A 25,292-nucleotide genomic window follows, 5' to 3' on the forward strand; every position below is an offset into this window, starting at 1 on the left:
AACCTATTTAATTAAGCTGTTGACATACTTCACATACGTTGTTTTATCTAAAAAGTTCTTAACAGTGACGATTTCTGCCTTTGGTGCGACCTCAGCCGCACGGTTTGCCAGTCCTTCCTGGGTAAAAACAACATCAGCTTCCCCGGGAATCTGATTGACAGCCGTATGCCGCACTTCGATACTCAAACCTGCATCTTTAATTGTTTTCTTGAGAATAGACTCTCCCATTGCCGATGAACCCATACCCGCTTCACAAGCAAATATTATCAGCTTTGGCGTTTGTACGGCTTTTTGTACGTTACTTTGTCCTTTACTCTCAGCTTTCATTTGCGAAACCATTTCTTGAGCATTGACAAGGTCTTCTCCGCTGGTTTCAGTTTTATCCCGTTTTAAAATAACTGAAGCAATCAGGAAGGAAACTACTGCACCGACAGCGATCCCAAACATTACAGGCAAGAACCCGCCTTTTGGAGTCATGGCCATTTCTGCAAAAATACTGCCTGGTGACGGAGTAGCTACTAATCCGGCATGGGTCACGACGAAGGTAAAATCAGCGGCCATTCCTCCACCAATCACGGCGAGTAATAATAACGGCTTCATGAGAACATAAGGGAAATAGATTTCATGAATACCGCCTAAGAATTGAATAACGATTGCTCCAGGAGCAGATTGTTTGATCATACCCTTGCCATACAACCAATAGGCGGCTAAGATTCCCAGACCAGGCCCGGGATCCGTTTCCAGAAGGAAGAAAATGGATTTGCCCACTTCTTTAACTTGCTGAATTCCTAAAGGCGCTAGAACACCATGATTAATCGCATTATTTAAAAATAAGATCTTACCGGGTTCGATGAAAATCGATATAAGGGGAAGTAATCCTGCATTGGTAACAGCAACAGCCGCACCGCCTAAGACATTGGAAAAGCCCTGGACAACAGGCTCGATAACAAGGTAGGCTAGGATTGAAAGCAAGGCTCCTAAGATTCCGGCTGAGTAATTGTTAACCAGCATTTCGAAACCGGTTGGCACTTTACCCTCGACAAGCTGGTCAAACTTTTTAATGACCCAACCGCCCAGTGGTCCCATGATCATGCCGCCGAGAAACATTGGGATGGAAGCTCCCACAACGATACCCGTCGTGGCGATGGCACCGACAACTCCGCCTCGGGTACCATAGATGAGTTTACCGCCTGTATAACCGATTAGAAGGGGCAATAGATAAGAAATCATCGGGCTGACCACTTTCGCTAAATAAGCATTGGGCCACCATCCTGTCGGAATAACAAAAGCAGTGATCAACCCCCAGGCAATGAAGGCGCCGATATTGGGGATAACCATTCCAGCCAGGAAACCGCCGAATTTCTGGATCTTTGCTTTTGTCTTTCCACCGCCGCTGACAAGGGAACTTACATTTGCCGACATATCCATACCTCCTTTGATTTGTTAAATTCATCTTAAGCCCGGCCAGCTGATATTACAATTTAAAGAAAACCAATCTTGACACCGCATTTTACTGACAATTTTAATAATTTATTTTCTTCCAATATTCAGGAGACTTTTCGGCAAACCTTATAGAGCAACTCGAAGACACTGGCTTCCCAATTGTTCGCACCACGGCACTAAGACTCTGGTGAAAACGGCAAGTTAGTTGCTCCAATGTTCTGAAGGAAAGTATATGTCCAATAACATAAAAAAGCAGCTTGCACATAGAATGCGCAGGCTGCCTCCTTTTTAAGCGAAGGGCATCTTTCAATATTAACTTTATAATGATAATGATTCAATGCAGTCAATCAGTTCCTCGGCAACATACTGGGCGTCATCCAGAGACAACTTCGAATAAAGGGGTAAGGAAATTTCATTGGCATACTGGGCGTGGGCGTTAGGATAATCTTCAAGTCTATAGCCCAGGTTTCGATAAACAGTAAACATAGGTAAGGGCATAAAGTGTACATTGGTGGCGATGTCTTTTTCGCCCATCTTTTGGATTATACGGTCTCTCTTTTCTTCGCTGAAACCTTTGAGTCTTAAGGTATACAAGTGATGGCAGGATTCCATGACTTCGTTTCTGTCGAAGGGAAGAATCGCCCATTCCTTTTCACCGAGCACACTGCTATAAACCTGATGAAGCTCTGCTCGTTTCCTTAACATTTCATCATATCGGCGCAGTTGGACACGACCAATGGCAGCCATAATATCCGTCATATTGCACTTAAAACCATCGGTAAGGATATCATATTTCCAAGCCCCAGCTTGCATTTTGGCGAACGCATCCTTGTTCTGACCATGCAGCGATGTATACTTGAATTCTTTATATAAATTATCTTTCCCATGAAAACTATTGTCGTTATAGGTAATAGCACCGCCTTCCGCTGTTGTCAGATTTTTAATGGCATGAAAGGAGAAAACATGAAAATCCATCTGTCCTCCGACCTTTTGACCTTTATAAACGGCTCCGAAAGAGTGAGCTGAGTCAGAGATAAGGGTAATATCCCGCCGGTTTTTAGCATTTAGGACTCCCCTGATGGCTTCATAGTCAACAGGAACTCCGCCAATATCTACAGTCATGATTGCTTTAGTCTGCGGGGTAATCGCCTCATAAACCTTTTGTTCATCAATTGCGAAACTGTCTTTTTTCACATCAACAAAGGTAGGCATAATCCCCCGATGGAGGAGCACATTCGAAGTGGCTGTATAAGTGTAAGGCGTGGTGATCACTTCATCGCCCCGGCCAATGCCCAAGACTTTCAAAATAAGTTCCAAGCCTGCTGTAGCACTATTTAAGGCAACAGCATGGCCTGTCCCGCAATAATGAGCCAGTTCTTCTTCAAAAAGAGCTGAGTTTGGCCCCGTGGTGATCCATCCGGATCTTAAGACATCTGCTACGGCATTAATTTCTTCTTCCGTAATATCCGGCGGCGAAAAGGGAATTTTCTTAGTTGTCATGATCAAGTTCCTTTCAGTATTCTTTAAAACTGAGTTGAAAGTTTTATAAGTGAATAAAGGACATATCCCTATGTTGATTCTTAACGTATTTTGGTTACAGTCGATCTATAAAAGCATGATTATTTATAAAAAGATTTTATCGTCTTGCAGATAAACTCCACTTCATCTGTAGTGATTTCCGGATATATGGGAAGGGCGATAATATTTTCTGATACTCTCTCCGCGACGGGGAAATCTCCCTTTGCATAGCCCAAATAACTAAAACAAGGCTGCAGATGAAGGGGACGAGGATAGTAAATGCTATACCCTATTTCATTTTTAGCTAAGTGCTCTGCCAATTGATCTCGATTCTTAGCTAGGATGTTAAAAACATAGTAAACTTGTTTCTGATCCCCTTTTATCTTGGGCAGGGTTATTGCTTCACAATCGCTTAAGCTTTCAATATATTGCTTCGCAATCTTCTCTCGTTTGCTGATGGCATCATCAATATACTTCAATTTAACGCTTAAAATTGCGGCTTGCAGGGTATCTAAGCGTGAATTGTAACCAATATAGTCATAATGGTACTTTTTAGATGCCCCATGTACCCTATAAAACTTGGCTTTGCGCCCAAGTTCCTCATCATTGGTAACGATCATTCCGCCGTCACCATAGCCCCCCAGGGTTTTGGTCGGGAAAAAGGAAAATACACCAAAATCACCGATTGTTCCTGCATGCCGGTACTGTCCGCTTTTGCCTTTCCATCTCATGCCAAAGGCTTCCGCCGCATCTTCCAGCACTCTTAGTTGGTGATTCTGAGCAATATCCATAATTCTGTCCATGTCTGCCATTTGATCAAAGAGATGGATTGGAAGTATTCCCACGGTCTGCGGATTGATTTTTTCCTCGATCTTGTTAACGTCAAGGGCAAAGGTCTCTTCGTCAATATCAACAAATACCGGTCGTCCCTTATGCTTAGTGATGCAGGATGCCGAGGCTAGAAAGGTAAAGGGCGATGTAATAACTTCTTTACCGTCTTTAAAGCCAAGAATGTCCGACGCTATCGTCAGGGCATCCGTCCCGGAGGCAACTCCAATGGCATATCTAGCCCCTGTATATTGTTCAATCTCCCTTTCAAATTGAGCAACTTGCTCGCCCAGGATAAAGTTTCCTTTCTCGATAACAGACTGAACGGCACGATCAAACTCGTCCTTTTTAGCTAAGTACTCCCTTTGGGAGGTATAAAAACTCACCTTCACCTTCGACTACCCTCTTTCATGAACTCTTTCAAATTAATTCTCTTCATTCGCAACTAAAACTTTTACGCCGCTCTGTTGGATTTTTTCCAGTTCTTCATCAGGAGCTTCCCAATCGGTGATAAGAACATCCAAGTCTCTCAAATCAAGGGTTCGAGCAAAGAATTCCGTTCCCACCTTATCAAAATTCGCCAGGCATATTTTTCGCCGTGAGATCTCTGCCACGACTCTTTGGAAGATCGCTCCTTCCGGAGTTGAACTGCTCAAACCATGATTGGCTGAAATGCCTCCCCCAGTCAAAAACGCCTTATCAATCCGCAAGGTTCTGATAAATTCAGTTGCCATAGGATCAACGATTCCTTCTTCGCTTTTAATTTTGCCACAGACAATATAGGTTTCAATGTTGGCAAAATTTTTTAGTTTTTCAGCAATAATCAAGGCATTCGTAATGACCGTATAATCCCGATCGACAGGCAAATATTTCAAGAGTACATAATGAATACTTGCTCCGCCGATAAAGATCGTATCTCCTTGTTCGATGTAAGATGCGGCAAGCTTAGCAACAGCATTTTGATGCTCAGTTCCCTCACTAAATCTAATCTTCTCATCCATTGGAAATCTTCGAACTTTGGATAACAGCACCGCCCCTCCATGAGTCCTTTTTAAGAGGCCGTCTTCTTCCATCATCGTAAGGTCTCTGCGAATTGTATCAATGGAAACTTGAAATTCTTCCGCAAGTTCTTTGGCAAATACCCGTCTCATGGACTTGATTTTGGAGAGGATCTTTTCACGACGTTCCTCTGCAAACATATCATACCCCTTTTCCAATTGCCTAGGGACATAATATCACGTTTATGCCGTTTTGTTAAGTATTAAATACAGCTTAATGCAGTTTTTTGCCAGAAAATTAATAATAGCTGGTACCAACCGACATGCTCAGTAAATTCTTTTTACTCCGGTCACTTCAGCTGTCAAAGAATCTAAGGCAACAAGATCCTCCGGAGAAAGTTCTTTTAAGGATGATTTTCCAAGAGCGCGCATTCCTTCCTCCATTTCAAGAACCATGGAGGTTATAGTGTTCACAACACTCGTTGCTGCCTGATCGATATCAAGTTTACCCTTGGTGGGAGAGTCATAAAACACTAATGTCGTTGGAGGCTCCCAAGGTATTACTTTACCGACTTGATTATGGGTTAAAGCCAAAAGGGGAACTGTTGCCATATAAATGGCATCTGCTCCCAGAGCAATTGCTTTGAGACACTCTCCGGGCGTAAAGTACCCTCCGGCCACAATTAAACTGATCCGATTACGAACCCCAGCTTTATTTAAAAAGCGCACAGCCTGACATAAGGCAAAGAAGCTGGGGATGCCAAAATCATCTTGCTTGATGGGAGTTGTTGCATGAGAACCGCCTTGAGCTCCATCAATTATAACAGCATCAAAGCCTAATTTAACAGCAGCTTCCAGATCATTTTCAAGATGCCCCGTAGCCATGATTTTTAAGGCGATAGGCAGACCCTTGGACTGTCTTCGCAGTTGTTTCATAAACCCCGGCCAATCACTGAGCTTTTGAATCCCTGGCGGTGCAGGAAAGGCTACAGCCGGTTCGTCTGGCGCTAAGCCAGAAAGTTCCTGAGCTCTGCCCTGAAATTCTTTGGCTTCTAAACTAACACTTCCCATATCCGCGCCTTGTCCCATTTGAACTTCCAGCATATCAGCTGCGTCAATTTGCTCTTGAGTCCTGGCCCCCCAAGCCCAACGTGATATTTGTAAAGTATATTTTCCTGCTTCTTGGCGTTCTTCCGGCAAAAAAGGACCTTCTCCGGAACAGGTAGATGTTTGTAGAGTTTTTGCTGCTCTTGCCAAAGCCCTTTTGGCTTCCTCTGACAAAGCAATTCCATAAGCCATAGCTCCGATCATAATTGGAATATTGATGATCATCGACTTGGCAGCTTTAGGACCAATAGTCACCTGCATATTCATTGGAGTGTTCTCAGGCAGTGACAACCGTGTCATAATTTTGGGAGCAAACATGAGATTATCGAATCCGGGAAAATGTTTTGGCGAACCAAGGGGTCTAGTAATTATCTTACCCTGCTGGGCGCGAAAACCTATTTCCAGAATGTTAAGTACAGATACTCGTTTTCCGGCCGGCCAAACTTCCATAAGGTTCTGAGTATACTTATCCGAAAGAAGCTTGTCCATAAAATTGCTGATCTCTTTCCCTACTAAGTAACGAGTGATTGGTTTAATAATCACGATAAGCACCAAAGACAACTGCAGGACTAATAATAGAATTAGTAAAAAGAGCCAAAAAGAACTCGTTATTACGATCTGCATTATACGCCCCCATTTAAAGTTAGGTTAATGAGATGTGAAAACACTTATCGTTTCGGTAATTTTGTTTGCTTCCACGTTTTACAAATGAGCCAAAATAGAAAAAGATCGCCAAGGGCAAAAACCGCTCCCCCTAAGGCCCTTATAAACAAATAGAGATTCAACTGCAGCCGCACTTGTTCAAAATCCATACCCAAATATCGCCAGAGGTAACTCTCTTTGAGGCCGGCGGCTAATAAAGCCGAAGCCATACCCAGCAAACCAACATTTAGCAAAATGACCGCCAAAACGCCGCTTTTGTACCCTTTAAGGGTTGGTTCACTCCCTCGGCTAAGGATGTAATAACACCCAGATAAAACGAGAAAGCCAAGAGTTCCAAATAAAGCCAAATGAGCATGGCCGGAGGTAACATAGGTCCCGTGCATATATAAGTTGACCCAAGGTATAGTGATTAAGAGTCCCAAAAGAGACGCTCCCGTTATATGGTAAAAAACACTGCTTAACAACAGCCAAAGGGTCAGCTTTTCTCGGCGGCTTCTGTTTTTCTTAGATTTCAAACCCTTATAAGTCATGTGAACTAATATTCCCACCGGTATGACTTCTACGATGCTGACCAGGGAACCAATGACTAACCAAACAGCAGGAAAACCGATCCAATAATAATGATGTCCGGTCCCGTACAAGCCTCCAACAACAGCTAAAGAGGCCTCAAGATAGAGCCATTTTTCTACTTTGGCGCGATCTGCCAGACCTGAAACGACATAAAAGGTGGCGATAAAACCAGCAGAAGTAAGCTCAAAGGCCATTTCTTCCCATAAGTGAACAACCCAGAACTTAGTTGCCTCATCCGTAATAGGATTACTATAAAAAATAGTATTCGGCAGCAATAAGAGCAGCAGAAAGATTATCCCTACTGTCATAACTGCGGCCGCCGGCGTAATATTATTTTTAACCATGAATAAAGTTCTGATAAGATTGTAAGAGGCCAAAGCCAAGGAAATACAAATCCCCATATACAGGACAGGCAATCCTTCCAGGAATTCCCGTCCATTTCCAATTTTGAAGGATAAACTTGTAAAAATAGCCAAACTAAATAGAACAACAATCCAGTACTGCCATCGAGCCAGCGGGGGAGAATAGATCTCCCGATCAAGCTCTGCTGTAATGAAATAGTAGACCATACCCATAGTACCAATGAGCGGCCAAAGATCAGCCAGCCCTAAATGGATTGCCCTGCCGAACTCAAAAGGAATCGGGGACGGTAAATCAGGTATCACCAGATCTATGGCTCCGGTCACAGCCACTACACTTTGCAGGGCAAATAACGTTACTGCCGTAAAACAATATCTGCGGCTTATTTTTTGGGCTAAAAACTGCTGTTTTCGGACCACAGGTTTTTGCGTTTTTCCTAGGAAAGGTAAAAAGCTAAGCAATTTCATGATTCTTTTCCCGCCTTCTCTTTCTGAGGCGGCCAACCTAATGTTGGTATGGTACTGATAAACTCCAGATAATGTACCAGGTTTTGCGCGTCTTTTATAGCGAGGCCCGGATGATGAGTGTATTTATTCGGAGGAACCACCGGCGGCTTTATAAGATAGTTAACAATTTGGGACGGAGTCTCCTTCCGTGTGATATTTGTTAAGTCTTCTCCTACATATCCCCCATTGCCGAATAAGGTATGACAGCTTATACAGTTATGTTTTTGCCAGACAAGTTTACCCTCCACGGCCTGTTCCGGCATTGGAGAAGGAAGGCGAGATGATATCAGGATAATACCTACGAATAATGCAAAGGATAAGCTGCTGAGTAACAAAAAAGTTCGCATTTTCAAAGATTTTCCCTTCCAATTCTGTCCATTATGATTTATGGTAGTGTTAACCTTTGTTGCAAAAGTATACAGGTCCAAACTAACACACTAGTGTTAATTTACTTGAATTGAATACTGGGAAAAGGCTGCCGTAATCACGCAAAGACATAAAGCTTCTGTTAAGGGTTAAAAATATTAGAAACTTTGTTTTAAATAATGCTTCTTAGTCTTATTTTTAAATAAAATGCAAAGGAGCCACTCTATGAAACCGTTATTTGCTGAAAGAATGTCCCTGTTAGGTACAGAAACTGCCTTTGAAGTTTTGGCAAAAGCCAAAGCTCTGGAAGCCCAAGGAAAGGATATCGTTCATTTAGAGATCGGCGAACCTGATTTTGACACACCTAAAAATATTATTGATGCTGCTTGCTTTGCTCTCACAAACGGGTATACCCACTATACGCCTGCACCAGGTATTCCCGAAGTCAGAGAAACCATTGCCGAGTATATTCGCAGTCATAAACACGTCGACACATCACTGGAAAACATCGTCATAGTTCCAGGCGGAAAACCAATTATGTTTTTTTCCATTCTGGCAACTGTGAATCCCGGTGACGAAGTTATTTATCCTAACCCCGGCTTTCCTATTTATGAATCAGTTATCCGCTTTGTTGGCGGCAAGCCAGTCCCCATACCCCTGCGGGAAGAAAATCAATTTCGCCTGGACGTTAACGAACTGGCTCAGCTGATTACCCCTAGGACTAAAATGCTCATTATTAATTCTCCCGGCAATCCTACAGGCGGAGTACTCACTAATGAGGATGTCAAAGCTATTGCAGACTTAGTAAGAGGTCAAGAAATCCTTGTCCTATCCGATGAGATTTATGACCGAATCGTTTATGGGAATACACAACCCCTTTCCATTGCTTCATTACCCGGTATGCTGGATTGGACAATCATTCTCGACGGATTTTCCAAGACCTATGCCATGACAGGCTGGCGGTTAGGTTATGGAGTAATGCCTGCGGAGATTGCGGATCGGATTTCTCAGTTAATGGTTAATTCAAATTCATGTACCTCGGCTTTTACTCAAATGGCCGGTAAGGAAGCTCTCACTGGACCGCAAACAGATGTCGACAGAATGGTTGCCGAATTCAAACAACGCCGCGACCTTATGGTCAATGGCTTAAATTCAATCCCAGGAGTAAGCTGCCTCTTACCAGAAGGTTCCTTCTATGTTTTCCCTAACTTCAAATCCTTTAACAGAAACAGTAAGGAAATTGCCGACTATCTCTTGAACGATGCAGGCGTTGCCTGTCTGGGAGGCACCTCATTTGGCTCTTATGGAGAAGGTTATCTCCGTTTCTCCTATGCAAACTCCGTAGAGAATATCCAAAAGGCTTTAGAGCGAATCGAAACTGCTTTAGGCAAACTAAAATAAGATCGCCGGATAAGGGCCACCCCTTGAGAAAGAAAAAGCTCTCTGTGAACAAGGCTGGAAGCGTTAGCTTCCAGCTATAGTTTCTTTAGTACCTTTTATCCATTCGTAAGACTCCCCCAAAAGCATATAATCTCTAAAATTTTTATCCTACATTTAGTGGAGGAAACCGTCATTTTAGTGTAGAATTTAGTTACCTATATCATAACAACTCTAAATGATACTAGATTAATCTAGTTCAAATTCATACACTAATTCTAATTTCAAGCAAAATCGAAGTTTATTTCACTTTACAGCTAGAGATCGGCTTACTTAAGAAAGGGAGAAGAGTTCATGAACGAAATTGCTCAAGAGTTAAATGACCGCATAAAAAAGGAAAATCCTCATGTCTACGAATTACTGTCTGACCTTGGGAGGAATATGTATTATCCTAAAGGGATTTTAACTCAGACTGCGGAAGCGAAGCAGAAGGCCCATCGATTTGATGCCACCATAGGGATTGCAACGGAAGGGAATCAACCGATGTTCCTGCCCGTAATTCATAATACATTATCTGAGTATGATCCTAAGAATCTGTATCCTTATGCACCTCCAGCAGGCAAACCTGAACTGAGGCAGCTTTGGCGGAAGAAAATGCTTCATGAAAACCCTTCCTTAAAGGATAAATCCTTCAGCAATCCCATTGTTACAAATGCTCTGACCCATGGTTTAAGCATTGTTGCCGATCTTTTCATGAATGAAAATGATCCTTTAGTTTTACCGGAAAAATTATGGGGTAATTACAATCTCATTTTCGGAGTTCGTCGAGGAGCAAAAAACGTTACCTTTCCTTTTTATAACGAGCAGGGAGCGTTTAATGTTCAAGGTTTGAAAAAAGCTTTACTTTCTAAAAAGGAACACGGAAAAGCTGTCGTACTACTTAACTTTCCCAATAACCCTACCGGGTATACTCCAAGTGAAAAAGAGGCAACGAACATCATCGAAGTACTGAAAGAAGTTGCCCAGGAAGGTATGAACTTAGTTGTCCTTACTGATGATGCCTATTTTGGGTTATTTTACGAGGACTCCATCAAAGAATCCTTATTTGCCCGGATTGCCAATATCCATCCCAGAATACTGGCAATCAAAGTTGACGGAGCTACAAAAGAAGATTTTGTCTGGGGCTTTCGCGTCGGGTTTATTACCTTTGCCAGCGAGTCTCCGGCAGTTCTGGATGCCTTAGAAAACAAGGCCTTGGGAAGTATTCGGGGAGCAATTTCCAGTGCGTCTCATCCCGCTCAATCCTTTGTTTTAAATGCCCTTCAGTCATCTGAATTTCAAGTCCAGAGAGATCAAAAAGTTGAACTTTTAAAACGTCGTGCCACTAAAGTCAAAGAAATCCTTAGTCAAGGAAGTTATAACGATGCTTGGGATTATTATCCTTTTAATTCTGGTTACTTTATGTGTATGAAACTCAAACATGGCGTGAACGCCGAAGCCTTGCGCCTTCATCTCCTCGATCATTATGGCATAGGCGTTATTTCCCTGGGAGAGAGCGATGTGCGCGTTGCCTTCTCTTGTGTTGAAGTACAAGACCTTAAACAACTTTTTGACCTTATTTATCAAGGATTTCAAGATTTAAAGGGACAATGAATCTACATTTCATTTAGATCATAACTACTTACTTGACCAGTTTAACCAAATTAAAACAAGTTTTTAGCCAAGACAGAAAACTCCGCACCATCTTTCCATAACCTAAGTGATGCGGAGTTGTTGTTTTGCCCAAAAGAGTGACGTCATAGCATAGAGATGAAGGTCACCCAGATATTACCCGGAGAAAAGAAGAGAGAACCCTATAATTTGGGTTCTCTTTCTTCTAATGATGCCACATGTATAAGTCGCCAACTCAATGCTGTTGGAAATATATACCACGAGAGCGTTTCATAATATTACTTGCTAAAGATAGCATCTTCCTGGGCTTGAGTTATAGTTCCGTTTGTGACGAGGGCATCTATAGCGGTCTTAATTCCGTTGGAAGATCCTCCCTTAAACTCGCCTTTGGATACTCTTGTCTGCACCGCAGAGGTAACCGCGCTTTCAATAGCGGTTTCTTCATCCGAGGTTATTGTCCCAGAGGTTACAAGACCGTCTAGAGTAGTTTTAAACAGGTCGGAAGTTCCTTGTTTAAATTCACCTTTCGTAACACCCGTTTTAATCGCTGCGGTAATTGCATTTTCTATCGCTGTTTCTTGATCTGAAGTTATGGTTCCGGCCGTAACAAGGCTATCAAGGGCGGTTTTGAAGCCATTACTCTGGCCTTTCTTAAACTCACCTTGGGACCCATTTGTCTTCACTGCGGCAGTTACTGCATTTTCTATCGCAGTCTCTTGATCTGTAGTTATAGTCCCAGCCGTTACAAGACCATCCAGAACGGTTTTAAAGCCATCGCTCAAATCCTTTTTAAATTCACCTTGAGACACACTGGCCTTTACTGCGGCGGTAACTGCATTTTCTATCGCTGTTTCTTGATCTGACGTTATTGTCCCGGCTGTTACAAGACCATCAAGAACGGTCTTAAAGACATTAGTCCGACCTTTCTGAAGCCCACTACTGGATTCATTTGTTTTCATAACGGCACTTACCGCGTTTTGAATGGCATCTTCTTGAGACTGCGTCAGCGTACCTGAGGATACCAAACTAGCCAAATGACTTTGGAACCCACCTCTTGCTGCACGCGCAGAATTCTGAGCATGTACGGAACTGTTGCTTGGCGTGGCTGCATAAACAGCTGTTGCTGAAAGAAGGGTGGTAATAGCCGTAGCTATTACAATAGTTTTTGTTTTTGTAGATTTCATCATAGCAGGAACCAAACACCTCCATATGTTTTTACAATAACTCTGATCTTCGAAGTGAAAATAGGTTATCGCCTGCTATTAATTTACTACTTTTTAACGTCTAAGGTATGTGTTTCCTATGAACAAACTGTGGAAGCTTTATGAAAAAGTTGTCAGGATCGGTGGGAGTAGAGTTCATCCTTCATCGCGATAGCATTTGTTATGGGCTAGGCGCTTTCGGCGAAAGTGTCCACAGGACACTTTCGTCACCGAAGCAACAATGCTCAGCTTTAGCTGAACGGGTTCACTAAAGTACCTTAGCCCCTTCTAACGTTAGCCACTTAAAGAACAACAGCTTCCTAAGTTTAATTTTGATACCTTGATGTCCTTGTGCGACCCCGATTCTTGAGGAATAATATAGTTTTAGTGTCCCAATTTCTTGGAAATTAAAATTAAAAAGTTCGTTGGTTTCCGGTTCTCTCAGATAAATTTTCGGAACGTAACTACCTGTTACGTGCTCTGCCGAACAAGCTCAGCCACCCATTGACGGATTTAATTCCAAGCCAAGGACTACAGATGACGTTCTTTCCTGAAGATAGCGAAGTGCCTTTGCATCAACAGTTATCAAGCTACTAACCTCCTTTGGAATCAAACTGCTCCGGTTCTTGCTTTACAAAAAACTGTCGACTAAATTATTCTAGGATAACAGCGATGGTAGATTATTTACAAAAAGGTTCGTCAGCTGAGGATCAAACTGGGCGCCCGCACCTCGCTGCAATTCTTGACAAGCTTCTTCATTTGTTTTCTTGCTACGATAGGGTTGATCATGAGTAATAACGTCGTACACATCAAGTATGGAAATAATACGGGAACTTTGAGGGATTTGTTCTCCTTTCAAGCCATGCGGATAACCCTTTCCATTCCAAAATTCTCGAAGAGCCAAGATGGACTGAGCCAAGAGCGGTTCTCCCATGGAATGGGCCATCCGATAGCCAACTTCGGGATATTGACGTATAATTTTAAACTCGTCTTCAGTCAGGGAGGTGTTTTTCTTCAGGAGTTCGCTGGGAATTGCAACCTTGCCAATATCATGAAAACGAGCCAGCGAGATCAGCTGATCCATTTCTTGCGAGTTTAATTCAACACCCGGCAGCTTGACAAATGAACGGGCTAGGGCTTCAACTCGAGCATTGTGCTCCAGATAGGAAGGACATTTAATCTCTAGAACTTTCTCGACGCTGGAAACAAACATCTCCCTTGTTTTCTTCCGCTCAATTAATTTGTTATTATACATTACACGGTCCGCCACACCGATTAGACTGATTATATCAGTTTCCCAATTGTTGAGTGTAACTGATCCCAGGGAAGCGCTCTGATCAACAGGATCTGCGGGCAGGGTTTTAAACATTGACTTTATGTTATTGCATATTCTTGTGCAAACCTCCTGATTTGCGCCGGGGAGTATCATTATAAATTCATCTCCGCCCCACCGAGCTACAATGTCACTCTTACGGCAGCATGAGAGGAATATCTTTGCGGCATTAACAATAAGCTTATCACCTGTTTCGTGTCCAAAGACATCATTGACAAGTTTTAAGGTGTTTAAATCGGCCATAACAATACTTAAGGGAAGATTTGACTCAATTTGAAGTTGAGGAATGATGCTTTCAACATAGGCCCTGTTATACAGAGATGTTTGCTTGTCGTGGTAACTAAGAAATAAGACCTGATCAGCTGTTTTTCGTTTTTCAGTAATATCTGTCAGAACGACCATTAAGGTTTGATTTTGATGATCTAAATCATCAGAAATCATTTTGTATTTAATATTAATATAATTTCCTTGTATCTTTAACAAATTAGGAAGTTCATTAATATAAGACAACTGAACCTCCCCGGGAGGAAGATCAAAAACCTTATGCAAAACATCAGCAATGAGTCTGTTTTGATCTTCATTTTCGCTGCGCAGAAGATCCAATATATTTTTATGCACGACCTTGCGGCCAAATATCCTGATACATTCCGAACTATGCTCTTTATGAATCAGCAAATCTTTTCCAAAGGTTAGAAACCCTTGGTCTGAATGATCCAAGATATTCTGTATCTCTCGTTCTTTCCGCTTTAAGTCTCTGCTTTGTACATCGCTGATGCTGCAGAGCCGTCGAGTTATATTGATTAAACGGCAATACTGATTAATTAAACTATCAAATTTGACCATTAGGTCGGAAAACTTTAAATTGCCTTTTTTTAAAAATTCCCTAGCCTCTTGATAAACGGCCATTTCTTCTTCAAAAATATTGTTGAACGTTTTATGATCTTTCAAAGGACATCACCACTTTCTCCAAATCCCAGAAGAACTTTTTATTGAATAGCCATTAAACTAGTACTATTTCAAAAGGAAATGTATAGTCCTCTTGGAATTCTTGAGCACATTCCTGTTCATATTCATTTTCCTCATTACAAAACCATCTAAGATCGATGGTCAATCCATTGTCAAAGGACTCTTCCAAGGCATCTAAGAGCATCATGATGCACTTTGAACTGCTGGTATTAATATACGTCAAAGTAAATTCCAGAGAAACAGTTTTCGGATTACTTGCTAAATACTCTTTAACCCACTCTATTATAGGTTTAAAAAAAGCAAAAGGGTCTTCCGGATAAGATTGTCCTTTTAAAACGAGCAAACCCCTATCCGAATCGAAATCTACAAGGGGAGTACTTTTTGATTCCTTGATGAATAGCCTCTCCATCCTTCTCCAACTCCTAACCATTCACATTGATTTGAAAATAAGATAATTCCTCATTAATCGGATAGCTTTCGTACTCAATAGGTGATCTTGATTTACGAGCCATATGGATTAGACCTAAGCCTGCACTTCGTTCAGGTTCTTCAAGTCCTCCGTTTTTCATAACTTCTTTGTATAGAGTCTTTAAATCTCCTGGTTCAAGAGAATTAAGATGATCGATCTTTTTTAGGAGCGGCTGCAAGTCATTGTTATCAATAATATTTCCGGATGTCACAAAAAAATTTTCCCCATTTTTGCCTATGGTCACAATGCTCGATTCTAGAAATTGATCATAATTTTTATGACTTTTTTTCATTTGATTGTAGTTTATAATATTTTGAGCCTGTTCGACAAAAATAGAGATTACTCTCATAGGGTTTTGCTTTGTTCCTAGACCTTCGCTCAATTGTCCTTTGATAGAATCGCAAAGCTGTTCTACAATGCCTTGGGAGAATTGGCCCGAAAAGCAGATCAAAACACGGTATTCTTCAAGTGATTTTTTTAGCTGTTGAAGGTGAATCATCCCATTTTTCCCTCTTTCCATAATCATAATTTATAATTCTATACCTAGAACAGTAATATCATCTCTCTGAGGTTCCTGACCTTGATAAGAAGTAAGTTCTTTTTCCAGCCATTCGCCTTGTTTCGTTATTGGGAGATCCAAGGTGTTAAGAAGGTTGGTTCGGAATCTGCGTTTACTAAAGGAATAATTATGAGGGCCTCCGTTTTGATCAACATAACCGTCTGTTGTCAAATATACTCGGTCGCCAGCTCTAAGATTTACTATGGTATCGGAGATTTCATCATTAAAGATCGATTTTATATAACCAATTCCATTCCTATGACCTTCATAAACCGTCACCTGCCCGGAGGAAGCTAAATACATATTCATTTTAGCTCCTGCAAACAATAATCTTCCACTGTTTTCGTAACTTACAATAGCAGCATCAAGGCCATCATCTGTTGCATAATCACCTTTTTCCTTATTAAGAGCATCTTTTAATTGATGATTAAGGTCCTTGATCATGTCGGTCGGGCTTATTACTTCATTTTTAGAAACGATATTACTAAGTATTGAGTTAACTGCCATTGTCATTAAAGCACCCGGTACGCCATGTCCTGTACAATCACCTACTACTAAAATCCAGCCAATCTTCGTCTCTCTAAGCCAATAAAAATCACCACCGACTATATCCCTAGGTCTCCAGAGAACAAAGTGGTTACCTAGAATTCTTTGCAGAACTTCCGAGGAAGGCAAGATTGATTCTTGAATTGTTTTGGCATAATAGATGCTCTCCGTAATTTTTGAATTTTGTTCACGTAGTTCAGTAGTTCTTTCTTCAATTTCTTTTTCTAATTCAAGATTTAGTTGAAGTGTTTTCTTATAAGGATTAGCGATTCTTGAAGAAACCGTATAAAAAACAAGAATCAAGAAAATAAGAACTACGGCAACACTCACTAAGGTATTGATCATAATAGAATTAAGCAGTCCTAAGGTCTCTGATCGGTTAATTTGAAAGACCAGTATCCAATTACATGATTTTAACTTTTGAAAAACCAAATCCTTTTGTCCATCTGAACCGACATAACTAACAACCTTCAAAGACTCTCCATTGGAAGCATCATTTAAAATATCAGTGAATATCTCAGCAGGTAGGTATTCAGAGAGACGCCCCCCGCTTTGCTCAACATCGTCCGAGATACTTATTTTGCCGGTCGTATCAATAAGCCACAAATTACTCCCATTTCCTATTTTATAATTGCCAAATTCTTTGGAGATATCTTGCAAATCCACTCCTACTCCAGCAACCCCCGCCGGATCATGAGGATCACCCATCAGGGTATTAATCCATAAATTCGTTTGGTTAAGCACTATGTTATGATCTATATTCAGGTTAATTTTTTGGCCAGAGGACAGAGTATCATAAAACCAACGATCCGAAGTTTTATCTTTGCTCATAGTATCGGTAAGCAAATTAGAATTTGTCCAGTAATGACCTGTTCTTCGATTAGTAAAAAACACGGTGTAATTCAAGGTTTTAGCAGCATCTGTCATCTGTTCTATAAACAATTTTTTAAAGGTTTCGTCCGTTTCACCCTCTTGAAACCATTGTATAATTTCAGGGTTATCGGCAAGAATTAAGGACGTTTCCTTGGCTCTATCGATTCTATCATCAATTTGAGCCGAAATAGACTTCAAAATATAGACAAGATCTTGTTTCTGCAGTTTCTCGATCATGGCATTTTTTACGATAACATAGCTGGATATGCCTGTAATCATAATTGCGATAACAATAATAACACAAGCGAAAATAATGACATTCATAGTCCCTTTATTAATGATTCTTTCATACTTGCCAAAAGAAGACGTTTTCATAGCTAACTTTTACCTTTCTTGCTACAGCATTTATCACAATTCGCCAAATCTGCATGGACTCCTTCCTCTCAAAATAGGATTTAGTCAATATTTTTATATAATAAAACGATTTTCAGAAGATTAATCTACATAACAAAGCTGCACTTGCCCACGATCTGCAGAACAGCTTTTTATCAGCAAAACTTAGTTTTTTGTTTCCCTACCTACGTTCAATCCTCCAAAGTCCTTTCTCTGACCTTCTTATGAAAAACAGACTAATTTAATGATTGTTAGACATGACCATAAAAAAAGCATATAACAGTAGAAATAACCTAAAAACTTTTGGCCCTGTTGAATCAACAGATCTGAACAGAAGACTATCCCTAATACTGACAAGATGAAATCAACAAGAACAAACTTTGTGTAAACTGCTAAAGAGTCGCCCCTGAATAAAGTAACCACCAAATCCAGAGCTGCGAGAATGACTATGGTCATCAGGAATACATTTATAAGGATTGTCTGTTTAATCTTAAGTTCTATTCGTGAATTCATTTCCGATGCACTTACTTTGACGATAGACATTGTTTTCCCTCCTATAGAGATTTTATAATTTAACTATAATCCCACTTCCGGACATTTTTTTGTTACTATTGTTCATAACATCCGGAATCTTGGTTCTAATTTGTTAAGATAAAACAGGAGCCATCATTTCACAAAGTCTGTGAAATGATGGCTCCTGTTTTTACCATTTCCGATATTCCGTTAACTCTTATGAATGATTTCCTTTCCGTGTAAGACTCTTCTTTGTTATTTAAGCTGATAAAAAAGGGCCTCATCCTCCTCGATTCGCTCGACCTTCCCAATATGCGCCAGATGCTCTAAATGTGACAACGCTTCCCCTGAAGCAAACCATTTTTGCGGATGAGGAAAGTCCTCCCATTTTTTATAACTCAAATCCCAGTGCATCGAAGCAGCTACCTCGCCGGTTGTCTTTCTCCCTTCGCAGAGAATATCAAGGACCTCTCTGAGCCTTTCATCGTGGTGAGCAATGAGTTCTTTAATCCTTGAACGGTGGTCTCTTATTATCTTACGATGCGCGGTAAATAGATAATCGATGTCATACTCGATAACCTTATCGAGGCTTCGCAAATACGTTGCCAAAATATCCTGCTCGAATCCCCAGAAGGTGATGTTTGGGGTGATCTCATCGAGAATATGATCTCCGCAAAAAAACAGTCTGTGTCTTCGTTCGTAAAGGCCAATCTGTCCCGGAGTGTGTCCAGGAATATCCACGATCTCTAAACAATAATCTCCTATAATTAATTTATCTCCTTCAGCTAACGGCGTAAATTCCAGAGGCTCAGTATGCCTTTTACCAAACTCTTTACCGAACGCAGAAGCGACATCAGTTTTAAAGCCAAATATTTTGTTAAGGGTCTGAAAGAAAGCATCACGTTTGGAAGTTTGATTAAAAAGATCTCCGTCAACCTCACTGAAATATACAGTATTTACCCCCAGTTTCTTCAGAACAGGAGCTAAACCTGAGTGATCCATATGCATATGAGTAATTAATAGATCGGTCTTGCTCAGATCAACGTTCAATTCATTGAGACCTTCCAGCAAGGCGGTCTGGCATTCTAGGGTATTAAAACCCGTATCTATGACTAGATTTCTTGTATCCGAAAGCAGAATATAACTATTTATAGCCCTTAAGGGATTTTTGGGTAAGGGGATTTCATTTTTGTAAATCCCTGGATAAACTTCTGTAATCAAGCCCAAAGCCTCCAATTAAAAAATATTTATCGAGTTTTTAAGACCCCCACTTCTATAAGTGGGGGTGGGTCCTTCGTTAACTTCAGGTGGGGTAGAGTCCTCCTTCGCCGCTAAGTAATCCTATTGGGAAAGGCGGCTCGGCAATAATGTCCACTGGACATTATTGTATCTGAAGCCCCGATGTTCAGCTTAAGCTGAACGAGTTCACTTTCAAATCTATGGACGAGACTTTTATAGCTGGCTATCATCAACGTTATCAAGCCATGCCTCAATGGCCTGGATAACACCTTGGACACATCCGTTTTCAAAGGGTGACACTAAATCTGCTTCTTTGACTAAACCTAAAAAGGATTGACAGCCGCCCAAGCGACATAATTTCAAGTAATCTTGCCAAGCAGATTCACGGTTTTCCCTGGATTTTTTCCAGAACTGGAAAGCGCATATTTGAGCTAAGGTATAATCGATATAATAAAAAGGAGCACTAAATATATGACTTTGTTGATGCCAGTATCCGCCTTGTTCTAAGTATTCATTGCCTTCATAATTGCGATGGGGGAGATATTTTTTTTCGATTTGCCGCCAGGCACTTTTTCTCTCTAGTATTGTCGCTTCAGGTTTGGAATAAATAAAATGCTGAAACTCATCCACAGTTACTCCATAAGGAATAAAAAGGAGTGCCTCACTCAAATGAGTAAATCGGTATTTGTCTGCCGCTTCTTTAAAGAACGACTCCATCCATGGCCAGGCAAAAAACTCCATGCTCATAGAATGGATTTCACACGATTCATAGGTTGGCCACTGATATTCAGGTAAGGAAAAATTTTGGCTGCAATAAACTTGAAAGGCGTGACCTGCCTCATGGGTTAAAACATCAACATCTCCAGAGGTTCCATTGAAATTGGAAAAAATAAAGGGAGAGCGGTATTCACTAATAAATGTGCAGTAACCGCCTCCGGCTTTACCCTTTTTACTTACCAAATCCATAAGCTCATGGTCAGTCATAAACGTAAAGAATTCATCCGTTTCCGAAGACAGTTCCTTATACATTTTTCGTCCATTGTCCAGAATCCATTCCGGGTCACCCTGCGGTTTAGCGTTTCCCTGGGGAAAATTAATCTTTTCGTCATAATACATCAGAACATCTAAACCAAGTCGCTTCCGCTGCCGTTCCCGCAGCTTTGTTGCAGCGGGAACAATTTCCTCTACAACTTGTCGTCGGAAATTAGCTACCATTTCCGGGTTGTAATCGGAGCGTAACATTCGAGCATAGCCAAGCTCAATATAATTCTCATACCCAAGTTTTCGGGCGATTGTAGTCCTGATTTTAACCAGCTCATCATAAATTCTATCTAATGTTTCTTCATGTTCGGCAAAAAAAGCATATCGAGCTTCATTAGCCCTTTTTCTCATCGCCCGATCAGCCGACTGTTGGAAGGGACCAAGACCGGGTAAGTTACGCTCTTCGCCCTCAAACATAATGCTCGCTGAGGCAATCAGCTTTGTGTACTCAGTGACTAACCTATTCTCAATCTGTAATTCCTCAATAATTTCCGGTTTAAACGTCCTCAACGTCAACTCAGCAATGGTAAATAGTTGTTTACCCCACTTTTCCTCTAACGAACTGCGGAAGGAAGAGCTCACCAAGGCCTGGTAGAATTCTGAGATCAGCCCCTCGTAGACCGGCATCGTTTCATCAAAAAACTCTTGTTCCTTTTCATAATATGTATCCGTCGTATCGATGGTATGCCGAATTGAGGCCAATTGCGACATTGACTCGAATTCTCTGCGTAAAGTGTTAATTTCACTCATCACTGCATCTTGCTCGTTTAAACTCGCAGCTTGCTTAAATTTCTCTAACAAAGACGAGAACTTAGTTTTAATAACCTCGAGGTCAGGACGATGGTATGTATAATCTTTAAATTTCATAACTGCTTCACCTTCCCCTATTTTCATTACCTTTGCTTTATTATCTCCGAATATTAGAAAAATTTGCTCAAATAATAAAAACATTCGTCAAAATCAAGGTTAGACCTTCCACTCATAAAAATATATTTCTTATCAACTACATTCTTGATGATTTTACTGATTGTTATCTAACTCTTAAACCATGGTCAAACTGATTCTCTTCCTTTTGACTAGAAAAGTTCAGCGCCAATTTAGGCAATGCTTCATCACAAACTCTAAAGACAGTCCATTCATCCATTGGGACTGCTCCTAGCTGCTTATAAAACTCTATCGATGGCTTATTCCAGTCCAGGCACCACCATTCTAAACGTCCACATTGACGTTCAATGGCCAATTGGGCAAGAAAAGAAAGCATTATCTTGCCCAATCCCTTGCCGCGCATTTCCGGCTTTACGTATAAATCCTCCAAGTATATTCCAGGCTTCCCCAGAAACGTAGAAAAGTTATGAAAAAAGAGAGCAAAACCTATCGGCTGATTTTTGTATTCTCCAATAATGACCTCAGCCATCTTGCGTTGGAACAATGATTCCTTTAGGTCTTCCTCCGTTGCTACTACTGCCGAGAGCATTTTTTCGTACTCTGCCAGCTCTCTGATAAAACTCAAAATCAGTGGCACATCGTCCATTTCTGCAAATCTTAATTTAAATTCATTCAATCTCGTAGTTATTAAATGCGGCATATCCTATCTCCAATCTATTTTCAATCCTCCATAAGTCCGCAAACGACATGAGAGCTTTCTGATGATGCTGAATCTGGCTATTAATTTAAAAAGAATGCTTTTCCAACTCCTCAATACGTTGTCTAATTTCAGAAGGTATTTCTACCTTCTTTGAAGCATTATAATCATACATGACAATAACCCCTTCACCGAAAGCGGCAGCTCCAATTTTTTCGCTGACAATCAGGTATTCCATGACAAAACTTGACTTACTCATCGATTTTGTCTTAGCTCCAACAATGATTTGATCAGGATATTGCAAAGGTTTCAGGTACTTACATGTTGTCTGAGCCAGGATAGGACCTAGGTCTGTCTCTAATTTCATATCCATTAAGCCAATTTCTTGTAAATAATGAATTCGGGCTGTTTCAAAATATCTTAAATAATAGACATTATTGATATGCCCATAAGCATCCATCTCGCTCCAAGCAATTGGTATCGTTACACGAACGGGGAAATCTGATAAGTCCTCCATTCTGCAAACACCTCCTATAATCTTATTGTTAGAAATAGTTAAGAATCCTCATAGACCTTTTGGAACCAATCTTTCTGAATTCTCTAAAAAATTGAGCATTCCTGCTTTAGTAACCTATTTTTACCTCATAGCGCGCTCAAATTTCCTTAATTTTTCTCACAACATCCCTGATCAGCCGAGCTGTAATCCCCCAAATAGTAGCGTCACCGACCTTATAGACAAAAATATTGCTTTTCACATTTCCCCACTGTTTATGGTAGCGCTCCGGAAGACCAAGTTGTTTGGCAGGAAATGTTACTACTTCTTCACCTGCTTGATTAAGGTGAGAAGGATGAACTTCAAGGACTACTTGATATACCTCAGGTTCATTATTTTCAAAATGAGAAACAGGAACTGTAAAAATCCGCTCAACTTCAGAGAAATTTATCCTTAAGTCCTCTACGTCCTCTACATCAAGAATTCCTAAAAATGCATCCACAGTTGTTCCTATCGTGGCAATCACGGTATCTAAAGGACCAATAACTTTGATCTGGTCAGCCGTAATACCCAGTTCTTCTACGGTTTCTCGAATTGCCGTTTCCTGAAAGCTTTTATCCTTTTCTGAATCGAATTTACCCCCAGGAAAACAAAACTCGCCGGCCTGTCTAATCGAAGCCGCTCTCTTCTCGAAGACAAAATGGTACTCACCATTTATTAACATTAATAATACCAAAACAGCAGAATTAAAATATTCGTCTTTTCCATTAATTCCCGCTGCCAAAGGCAACTTTTTTGACAACTTTTCCAGCTTAAATTCTTCCATATTTTCAACTCCTTATCTAATAACATATCTTACAGCTCCTGCAAAGTTAACTAAAGTAAATATGGGAATCACTCCCACTTGCAGAGGTGGAAATCCTACGATTGAATAAACAATATTATAAGAATAAGGCCAGAAGCATTGCCTCTAGCCCTATTTTCCCTGCTTTTTTAATAAAAAACTTCTTTCAACACTAAACAACTACAATCGTTCATATTCGCCCTTATCATTAAGATACTGAATATCAAAGCAGCCATAGTACTCGCCATACATATCAAAAGGATCAAAGCCACTTTTTTTAGTATTATCATCGGAATATCCAATAAAATAAACAACCTCATCGACATCTCGCATGCGAAATTTATACTGAGGTCCCGCTTCAAATTGTTTTATCAATTGCTCAAATTCTTCCGTCCCTTTTTTAGCATCAGAACTAAAATACTCAACAAATTGCTTATTTTCAACACAATCTTCTGTAATCTTAAACACAACAGCCACCTACACTTTTTCTTCAAGTATCAGGTCAAATTTCTTTGCATGATTTACGAGTTCTTTTGTGTTTTCATTCTACTATATAATACTACATTATTCTCTAAATCCCAATCCCCAAATAATCTTTCATTGCTGTAGTCTACTTTGGCCAATCGTAAGACTCCCACTTCTACAAGTGGGGGTAGTTCCCATACCTTGCTTCGGTGGGAGTAGAGTTCATCCTTCAGCGCGATCGCATTTGTTATGGGCTAGGCGCTTTCGGCGAAAGTGTCCACAGGATACTTTCGCCACCGAAGACCCGATGTTCAGCTTTAGCTGAACGAGTTCACTTTCGCCTCGTGTATAGTTCCTTGCTGATCTCTTCAACACTAACCCCGCGCTCTTCCAGCATCACCAAAACATGATAGAACAAATCTGATACCTCATAGCGAATCTCATCTGGACTCGCATTCTTAGCCGCAATAATTACCTCAGCACATTCTTCCCCGACTTTTTTTAGAATTTTATCAATCCCTTTTTCGAAGAGGTACGTGGTATATGCACCTTCCGGCCGCTCAAGGTTTCGCGAATGAATTACCTCAGTCAATAATTCCAAGGTTCTTCCCAAAGGCACATCGGGTTTTACTTCAGGTTCTCCAACCTTCTTAAAACCATCCTTTTCCAAATTATAGTGAAAACAGGAAAAATGATTCTCATGACACGCCATCCCTGTCTGTCTTATCGTCAAAAGCAGAGCATCTTGATCACAATCAAATTTAATGTCCACGACTTCTTGAAAATGCCCCGAAGTTTCCCCTTTCAACCAAAGAGCTTGCCTGCTCCTGCTGTAATAGCAAGCTTTTCGTTCCTTCAGCGTCCTTCTTAAGGATTCCTCATTCATATAGGCAAGCATAAGAACTTCTTTTGTCTCCACATCTTGAGCGATCGCAGGCACAAGCCCTTGAGCATCCCAACGGATTCCGGATAAATCAAAAAGTTCCGTTTGATTTTCTTCCATTTCACATCTCTACCTTCCAATTTTATGCAAACAATTAGCATATCGTTTATTCATAATAAGACGGCGCACATTTATATGCCGTCTCCCAAGCACGTCTCCCCGTCCCCAGACCAAGGACGCAATGTGACAACAGCCCGACGTCTTTACGTAAACAGTCAGCAAACTCCGCGAAAGCGACAAACCCCAGATGCGGGACAGTGAACAGGGATATTCACTACCGCCATGGTGTGTCGGTGATGGTGTCAGTGTGTCAGTGGTGTGTCAGTGGGACGGTCCTACTGACACACCACTGTCACGCCCCACGTGTCAAAAGTGTGTTAAAAGGACCGTCCCCGCGTCTCGCACTTGCGACACATGCCCGCTT

At 41.0% G+C, this 25,292-nt stretch carries 22 protein-coding genes; 2 read left to right on the top strand and 20 right to left on the bottom strand.

What is annotated here, in order from left to right:
* Window positions 1-3: 3 nt before the first annotated feature.
* The 7 genes from B5Y67_RS13790 to B5Y67_RS13820 all read right to left on the bottom strand — a co-directional run bounded on the left by B5Y67_RS13790 (window position 4) and on the right by B5Y67_RS13820 (window position 8,340).
* Window positions 4-1,422, bottom strand: a complete 1,419-nt coding sequence (locus B5Y67_RS13790; RefSeq protein ID WP_088227011.1) for a PTS mannitol transporter subunit IICB — start codon at window positions 1,420-1,422, stop codon at window positions 4-6.
* Window positions 1,423-1,761: 339 nt separating this feature from the next.
* Window positions 1,762-2,943 (bottom strand): DegT/DnrJ/EryC1/StrS aminotransferase family protein, encoded by a 1,182-nt coding sequence (locus tag B5Y67_RS13795; protein WP_088227012.1) that lies wholly within the window; start codon window positions 2,941-2,943, stop codon window positions 1,762-1,764.
* A gap of 119 nt (window positions 2,944-3,062) precedes the next feature.
* Window positions 3,063-4,181, bottom strand: coding sequence for a DegT/DnrJ/EryC1/StrS family aminotransferase (locus B5Y67_RS13800; protein WP_088227013.1), 1,119 nt, complete (start codon window positions 4,179-4,181; stop codon window positions 3,063-3,065).
* 33 nt (window positions 4,182-4,214) lie between these two features.
* Entirely contained in the window at window positions 4,215-4,988 is a 774-nt protein-coding gene (locus B5Y67_RS13805) for a DeoR/GlpR family DNA-binding transcription regulator (RefSeq protein WP_088227014.1), read from the bottom strand.
* 126 nt (window positions 4,989-5,114) lie between these two features.
* Entirely contained in the window at window positions 5,115-6,518 is a 1,404-nt protein-coding gene (locus B5Y67_RS13810; RefSeq protein WP_088227015.1) for an FMN-binding glutamate synthase family protein, read from the bottom strand.
* A gap of 44 nt (window positions 6,519-6,562) precedes the next feature.
* Complete coding sequence (locus B5Y67_RS13815) at window positions 6,563-7,954, bottom strand: cbb3-type cytochrome c oxidase subunit I (protein ID WP_088227016.1); 1,392 nt, start codon at window positions 7,952-7,954, stop codon at window positions 6,563-6,565.
* The gene (locus B5Y67_RS13820) at window positions 7,951-8,340 is read right to left on the bottom strand and encodes a c-type cytochrome (RefSeq protein WP_348982304.1); all 390 of its coding nucleotides are present in this window, start codon (window positions 8,338-8,340) and stop codon (window positions 7,951-7,953) included. Before B5Y67_RS13820 ends, B5Y67_RS13815 begins: the two co-directional genes overlap by 4 nt.
* Window positions 8,341-8,584: 244 nt before the next feature.
* Here B5Y67_RS13820 and B5Y67_RS13825 point away from each other — a divergent pair, with 244 nt between their 5' ends.
* Together B5Y67_RS13825 and B5Y67_RS13830 are read left to right on the top strand one after the other, a co-directional pair.
* Window positions 8,585-9,760, top strand: a complete 1,176-nt coding sequence (locus tag B5Y67_RS13825; RefSeq protein ID WP_088227018.1) for a pyridoxal phosphate-dependent aminotransferase — start codon at window positions 8,585-8,587, stop codon at window positions 9,758-9,760.
* A 330-nt stretch (window positions 9,761-10,090) separates the two neighbouring features.
* Window positions 10,091-11,389 (top strand): aminotransferase class I/II-fold pyridoxal phosphate-dependent enzyme, encoded by a 1,299-nt coding sequence (locus B5Y67_RS13830; RefSeq protein ID WP_088227019.1) that lies wholly within the window; start codon window positions 10,091-10,093, stop codon window positions 11,387-11,389.
* Window positions 11,390-11,685: 296 nt separating this feature from the next.
* Here B5Y67_RS13830 and B5Y67_RS13835 read toward each other — a convergent pair whose 3' ends face one another.
* The 13 genes from B5Y67_RS13835 to hisIE all read right to left on the bottom strand — a co-directional run bounded on the left by B5Y67_RS13835 (window position 11,686) and on the right by hisIE (window position 24,928).
* Complete coding sequence (locus B5Y67_RS13835; protein ID WP_242975973.1) at window positions 11,686-12,594, bottom strand: hypothetical protein; 909 nt, start codon at window positions 12,592-12,594, stop codon at window positions 11,686-11,688.
* A 673-nt stretch (window positions 12,595-13,267) separates the two neighbouring features.
* On the bottom strand, window positions 13,268-14,890 hold the full coding sequence (locus B5Y67_RS13840) for a diguanylate cyclase (protein WP_088227020.1): 1,623 nt from the start codon (window positions 14,888-14,890) through the stop codon (window positions 13,268-13,270).
* A 52-nt stretch (window positions 14,891-14,942) separates the two neighbouring features.
* Window positions 14,943-15,317, bottom strand: coding sequence for a DUF1987 domain-containing protein (locus B5Y67_RS13845; protein WP_088227021.1), 375 nt, complete (start codon window positions 15,315-15,317; stop codon window positions 14,943-14,945).
* A gap of 13 nt (window positions 15,318-15,330) precedes the next feature.
* Window positions 15,331-15,903 (bottom strand): SiaB family protein kinase, encoded by a 573-nt coding sequence (locus tag B5Y67_RS13850; protein ID WP_140419097.1) that lies wholly within the window; start codon window positions 15,901-15,903, stop codon window positions 15,331-15,333.
* Between the two features lie 3 nt (window positions 15,904-15,906).
* The gene (locus B5Y67_RS13855; protein WP_088227023.1) at window positions 15,907-17,730 is read right to left on the bottom strand and encodes a SpoIIE family protein phosphatase; all 1,824 of its coding nucleotides are present in this window, start codon (window positions 17,728-17,730) and stop codon (window positions 15,907-15,909) included.
* Window positions 17,731-17,970: 240 nt separating this feature from the next.
* Window positions 17,971-18,291: a hypothetical protein gene (locus B5Y67_RS13860; protein ID WP_088227024.1), complete on the bottom strand. Its 321-nt coding sequence runs from the start codon at window positions 18,289-18,291 to the stop codon at window positions 17,971-17,973.
* Between the two features lie 225 nt (window positions 18,292-18,516).
* The gene (locus tag B5Y67_RS13865; protein WP_088227025.1) at window positions 18,517-19,482 is read right to left on the bottom strand and encodes an MBL fold metallo-hydrolase; all 966 of its coding nucleotides are present in this window, start codon (window positions 19,480-19,482) and stop codon (window positions 18,517-18,519) included.
* 231 nt (window positions 19,483-19,713) lie between these two features.
* The gene (locus tag B5Y67_RS13870; protein ID WP_088227055.1) at window positions 19,714-21,408 is read right to left on the bottom strand and encodes a M3 family oligoendopeptidase; all 1,695 of its coding nucleotides are present in this window, start codon (window positions 21,406-21,408) and stop codon (window positions 19,714-19,716) included.
* Window positions 21,409-21,571: 163 nt separating this feature from the next.
* A complete protein-coding gene (locus tag B5Y67_RS13875; RefSeq protein WP_170932695.1) occupies window positions 21,572-22,126 on the bottom strand; it encodes a GNAT family N-acetyltransferase in 555 nt (184 codons plus the stop codon).
* Window positions 22,127-22,211: 85 nt separating this feature from the next.
* Window positions 22,212-22,640 (bottom strand): thioesterase family protein, encoded by a 429-nt coding sequence (locus B5Y67_RS13880; RefSeq protein ID WP_088227026.1) that lies wholly within the window; start codon window positions 22,638-22,640, stop codon window positions 22,212-22,214.
* Window positions 22,641-22,776: 136 nt separating this feature from the next.
* Window positions 22,777-23,442: a CoA pyrophosphatase gene (locus tag B5Y67_RS13885; RefSeq protein ID WP_088227027.1), complete on the bottom strand. Its 666-nt coding sequence runs from the start codon at window positions 23,440-23,442 to the stop codon at window positions 22,777-22,779.
* A 198-nt stretch (window positions 23,443-23,640) separates the two neighbouring features.
* A complete protein-coding gene (locus tag B5Y67_RS13890) occupies window positions 23,641-23,928 on the bottom strand; it encodes a hypothetical protein (RefSeq protein WP_088227028.1) in 288 nt (95 codons plus the stop codon).
* Window positions 23,929-24,256: 328 nt separating this feature from the next.
* Window positions 24,257-24,928: a bifunctional phosphoribosyl-AMP cyclohydrolase/phosphoribosyl-ATP diphosphatase HisIE gene (hisIE, locus tag B5Y67_RS13895; RefSeq protein ID WP_088227029.1), complete on the bottom strand. Its 672-nt coding sequence runs from the start codon at window positions 24,926-24,928 to the stop codon at window positions 24,257-24,259.
* Window positions 24,929-25,292: the final 364 nt, after the last annotated feature.

The sequence above is a fragment of the Desulfosporosinus sp. FKB genome (assembly GCF_002196705.1).
In the GTDB taxonomy this organism is placed as follows: Bacteria; Bacillota; Desulfitobacteriia; order Desulfitobacteriales; family Desulfitobacteriaceae; genus Desulfosporosinus.